This window comes from candidate division WOR-3 bacterium (genome assembly GCA_039801365.1).
Taxonomy (GTDB): Bacteria; Hydrothermota; Tepidihabitantia; order Tepidihabitantales; family Tepidihabitantaceae; genus JBDRUN01.
In genome coordinates, this window is the sequence record JBDRUN010000122.1 from 1 (window position 1) to 5,258 (window position 5,258).

The window sequence follows — 5,258 nt, forward strand, 5'->3', positions numbered from 1 at the left end:
CGCCGCAGGTAGACCAGGGTGTTCTCCTGTTGCCTGCGCTCGACCTTGACGAGTTGCTGGCGCTACGGGTATCATATGAAACGCGCAAGCGTCAGGCAGGGGGTCACGATGTGCCTTGGCCGGCCCTGCAGGTTGCCATAACTGTATTGACATCTAGGCTAGCTCTGAATAAGCTGACTGTGGAATCTTGCAGATGGCGGAGAAAACGGCCTACGTCAACAGCCTGGCCTACCTTCTTGAGCAGCATGGCTTTATTCCCGAGCCCCAAGTAAACTGGATGTTCACGCACGTGCTGCGCGACCTTGATCTGCACCATAGTCAGGGCGAACTCCACCTCGACATCAAACCTGCTAACATTGTCCGTGGACCCGGCGGCACCTTCAAGCTTACGCGGTATGGTGAATCCAGACTCGGTACACCACGCTACATTGCTCCGGAGCGGGCCATGCACCGTACGCCAGATGTCCGTTCTGACCTGTATTCCGTAGGCGCAGTCCTCTTTGAGGCAGCTACTGGCAGACCACCGTTTGTGTCCGAACTGAACTATGAACTGCTCCAAGCCCACATCAACCAGCCGCCGCCAATGCCGCAATCAATCCGGTCTGAAGTGTCGTCCGAACTTCAGCGCATCATTCTCACTGCGCTATCAAAGGACCCGAACGATCGGTTTCAGTCAGCACGAGAGTTCGGCGAGGCCCTTGCCCGTCTTGCCAAGCTTCAGACCGAGACTGGGATCAGGAGTCAACCGGTCGCAGCTGCCCATGAATCAGCCCGAGCTGATGCCCCTCCTGCCGATCCCGTTCCCCGCCAACTTGAGGCACGGATCGTATCCCGAAGCGGGATACTGGTGTTGGCTGGGGTTATGGTTGTCGCCATTGTAACCGGGGCCGCGCTCGCACTCAGACCACGTCCGCGAAAAATGCCTGACTTAGTCGGCCTGTCACAGACCGGGGCCGAGGAACTGACCGCCAAGGCAGGATTAGTTCTTGCGGTTGCAGGAGAAAGAGATGACACGGCGCGTGCCGGTCTCATTGTGGCCCAGTCTCCCCGGCCTGGAACCAGGCTCAACCTACACGACTCAGTCTGGGTATGGTTGAGTACCGGTGCCGTCGTCATTCCCGAAGTAGCGGGCATGATGCCGGACCAGGCGCGCACCGCACTCGAACGGCTGGGTCTGTCGGTCGCCAGAATTGACTCAGTTTACAGCGACGTCCAGTCAGCAAATCGGGCACTCAGAACGGATCCCGGACCCAGCGCAAGAGTCAAACCAGGGACTGCCGTCCTCTTACTCGTATCCCGGGGTCGCGCCACCTGCCCGGAGTGCGGGCTGCGGCGAGAGCAGCATGCCAGATTCTGCACCCGGTGCGGTTACCGCTTCGAATAGGAGGCGACACGCTGTACTCAGAACACCGTCCAGACACGTCGCGAGTCCTAACAGTGGTAGCTATTGTCCTCGTGCTTCTCGTATTTGCACAGGCCGCATTTGCGGCCAAGACGTGTCCGAACTGTGGTACTTCAAACCGCGACGACGCGAAGTTCTGCAAGAACTGCGGGACCGCAATGCCTGGTCCCGAGCCGAGCAAATCGTCTCTGCCAGCACTCAAGGTTGAAACAAGGGTCGCACCGGGACTTGTGCAGATAATCTCCTCGCCCGAAGGCGCAACAGTCCTCGTTGACGGAAACCGGCTCGGCACCACGCCAATCACCAGCCGTCAGCTTACCGCCGGCAAGCATGAACTGGAGATAACGCTCCCCGGGTACCGCAGCTACCATGGCTCGTTCTTCATCCCGAAGCCGACGGGCGAGATTCTGATTCATGCCGCGCCGGCCGGAGTCGAAGTACTCCTCGACGACACGCCTTTGGGCACTGTTCCGGACTCTGGGCTCTTGGTCGGCAATCTCACCTTGGATACCCACGCCCTTGTATTCCGGCTGACCGGTTACCGAGAAGAAGAACGCACTGTAGAGCTCAGCGCCAGACGTCCGTCCGCACAGGTGTCAGTCGAGCTGCGGCCGTTGACCGGCTTCCTCTCAGTCAGGTCTGAACCGGACTCGGCCACAGTCTTTCTCAACCAACAGGATGTTGGTGCAACGCCGTACCTGGCTGAGCTCACGCCTGCCCGGTACCAACTGATGGTCAGCCGAGTTGGGTTCTACGACTGGTACAACTACGTCGAAGTCCGCGGCCGCGACACGACCACACTCTTTCTCGCACTCGAGCCAATGCGCTCTAAGAAGGCCGGCTTGCTCGTCGCTGGCTGTGTCTCTTTGGCATTCAGTGGGGTATCAGCATTTCTCGGCGAGATGGAATACGCGCGATACACCGAAGCCACCACTCCAGGGGAGGCACAGAGATATAGAACATCAACCCAACGCTGGGACATGATCCGCAACATCACGGCCGGGCTCGGCGTTCTCGGTATCGGCACGTACATTCTGTTCTGATGAAACGCATTCTCGCTCTGCTTGCGCTTGAGTTTGCACTCGGACTTTTCTTCTGCCGTAGGTGGTCCAATCCCCTCGACCCCAAGAACAATCGACCGCCGCTCACGCCCTCAGCGCCATCGCCTGGGGACAGCGCTACGCGTCAGGACACAAATACGGTCCTCACGTGGGTTGGTGGCGACCCCGATTCTGGCGACATTGTTGCCTACGACGTCTACTTTGGCTCCACAAATCAACCTCCCCTGGCTCAGGCCGGCCTTGATACAAACGCCTGGCCCGTACGTGGGCTCAGTTTCGCCACAGTCTATTACTGGCGGGTCATAAGCCGAGACCTTACTGGTCACACTACGCCCGGACCGATCTGGAGCTTTACGACCCGTGCCGAGAACGACAGCAATCGGCCGCCATACACACCCTCGCAGCCTAGTCCACAAGACGGCGCAACCGGACAAGACACCGGTGTGGTGCTTACCTGGACCGGCGGAGACCCGGACTCCGGTGACGTTGTCCGCTACGATATCTACTTCGGCTCAAGTTCCCCGCCCATGCTTGCTCGTAGTGGGCATGGCTCTACTACTTACGACCCTGGAAACCTTGGTTTTCTCACCCGATACTACTGGCGGGTCGTGGCACGGGACAAAGCGGGCGACAGCGCAGTTGGCCCGGTCTGGAGTTTCACGACGAGAGCTGTGACCGACACCAATCGCCCGCCTCTTACGCCCTCGAACCCCACCCCTGAATCGGGCGCAACCAGCCAATCAATCCGGACCATACTTTCCTGGACTTGTTCCGACCCGGACTCAGGTGATACCGTTCGGTACGACGTTTACTTCGGCTCAACCAGCTCGCCGTCCCGGGTTAGCCAGAACCAAATTGGAACCACCTACACGCCCGGAACCCTGGCCTACGAGACCGACTACTACTGGCGGGTCGTTGCACGGGACAACCATGCTGCGGAAAAGGGCGGCCCGCTCTGGCGGTTCCGAACGATTTCGCGAATCGTGGTCACAAGTCCAGCCGCCGGCGAATTGTGGCTCCTTGGCTCGGCCCAGTCTATCGAATGGACCGGAGGAACGTGCCGGACCGGTGACCATGAACCGCGATTCAGCTCTTTGCTCCTGCCTGCCGCTTCCTATAGTCCGAACTTCGGCACTGACTCAACTGTCATTTACTACTCAATCGACAACGGCACAACCTGGATCAGACACGGCCGCGCAACCGAGCCTGGCCGGTACAACTGGGTCGTACCCGGGCCGGAAACAGACAGTGCCCGAATACAGGTCCGAGTTTTTACGGGGCGGGACACAACCATCGGCACCAGCGCCGTGTTCCGGATGCTCTCGCTGCCCACACCGATTACTATCACGGTGCCTTCTGAGACGACTCGATGGCGCGAGGGCTCGTCCCAAACCATCGAGTGGACTGGGGGGACGCGCCGGGCTGGCAACAACGAACCGCGATTCAGCTTCTTGCTCCTGCCTGCTGCTTCCTGCGCTCCGCCCCTCGGCACTGACTCAACTGTCATTTACTACTCAATCGACAATGGCGCAACTTGGACCAGACACGGCCGGGCAACCGAAACCGGCCACTACGACTGGACCGTGCCCGGCCCGGCAACCACGAACGCGAGAATAAAGGTCAGAGTCTTTCTGGCCAACTGGGAACAAATCGGGACTAGCCCGACATACACAGTGTATGATTCACTCGCGCCATCAGCGATAACCGTAACTGCACCAGTTCCTGGCGCACGGTGGCACATGCGGACCCTGCAGCTCGTCACCTGGACCGGTGGTACCGATGGCATGGACTCGACCGTTATCTACTATTCGAGTAACGGCGGTACAGAATGGCAGCGCCAGGGCCGCACATCCAGGCCGGCCGAATTCACCTGGCTTGTCCCTGCACCGGAAACCGACTCGGCCCGAATCCAGGTTCGCGCGTACTGTGGCCAGTCCCAGACTTCGGGCACGAGCGGCTTGTTCACGGTTGCACCAAGCTTCCCAGACTCGGTCGTCGCAACCGTCCCAACCGGACGGGCACCTGCCGCACTGTGCTGGAACTCAGCCACTGACCGGGTTTACGTATCGAACCGAGATTCCGACACCGTCACGGTCATTGATGGTAGGTCGAACTCGGTCATAGCCCGGGTCAAGGTCGGCGACCAACCGGGTGCACTGGTGTTCAACCCGATTGGAAACAAGGTGTACGTGGCAAATGAGGGTGGCTCAAGCGTAACAGTCATAGACGGTTCGAACAACTCTGTGCTCCGGACCATCGCCGTCGGCACCCAACCACATGCGCTGGCCTGGAACGCAACCAACAACAAGGTGTACTGCGCCAACTGGAGCAGTAATACGGTCTCGATAATCGACGCCAACCGCGACACAGTAATAGCGACGCTCAGCACCGGCTCAAGGCCGGCCTCGGTGTGCTGGAACTGGGCGGCCAACAAGGCCTACGTGGCTTGTGCCGGCTCAAACGAAGTAACGATAGTGGACGGCGTGAACAACAGCGTCATCACGACACTGCCGGTTTCACCTATGCCATGCTACGTAGTCGCGGACACCATCCGGAACTTAGTTTATGTCGCAAGCCAGTCTGCAAACAAGGTGACCGTTATTGACGGCCAAACGAACATGACAACGACCGTAATCTCCGTTCCGGCCGCACCATGCTTCCTTGTCTTTAATCCGGAGTCGCGCAAACTATATACTGCCAGCCGGGACGCTGACAGCGTGGGCGTCCTCAATACTCAGACCCTGACCCTGATCGCCACGGTCAAAGCCGGAGATGAACCGCATGCCCTTACCTGG

The 5,258-nt window shown here is 59.3% G+C and carries 3 protein-coding genes; all 3 read left to right on the forward strand.

The genetic code is table 11. The annotated features are described in order from the left end of the window. The first annotated feature begins 193 nt into the window (after window positions 1–193). A complete protein-coding gene (locus ABIL25_10770) occupies window positions 194–1,384 on the forward strand; it encodes a PASTA domain-containing protein (protein ID MEO0082749.1) in 1,191 nt (396 codons plus the stop codon). A 53-nt stretch (window positions 1,385–1,437) separates the two neighbouring features. Further along, window positions 1,438–2,445, forward strand: a complete 1,008-nt coding sequence (locus tag ABIL25_10775; GenBank protein ID MEO0082750.1) for a PEGA domain-containing protein — start codon at window positions 1,438–1,440, stop codon at window positions 2,443–2,445. Further along, on the forward strand, window positions 2,445–5,258 hold a 2,814-nt coding region (locus tag ABIL25_10780), incomplete at its 3' end, for a hypothetical protein (GenBank protein MEO0082751.1). The genes ABIL25_10775 and ABIL25_10780, both read left to right, overlap by 1 nt.

What these genes read in the sequence shown, in the direction of transcription:
- ABIL25_10770 (MEO0082749.1), top strand. Translation starts at nt 194, where the DNA reads ATGGCGGAGAAAACGGCCTACGTCAACAGCCTGGCCTACCTTCTTGAG.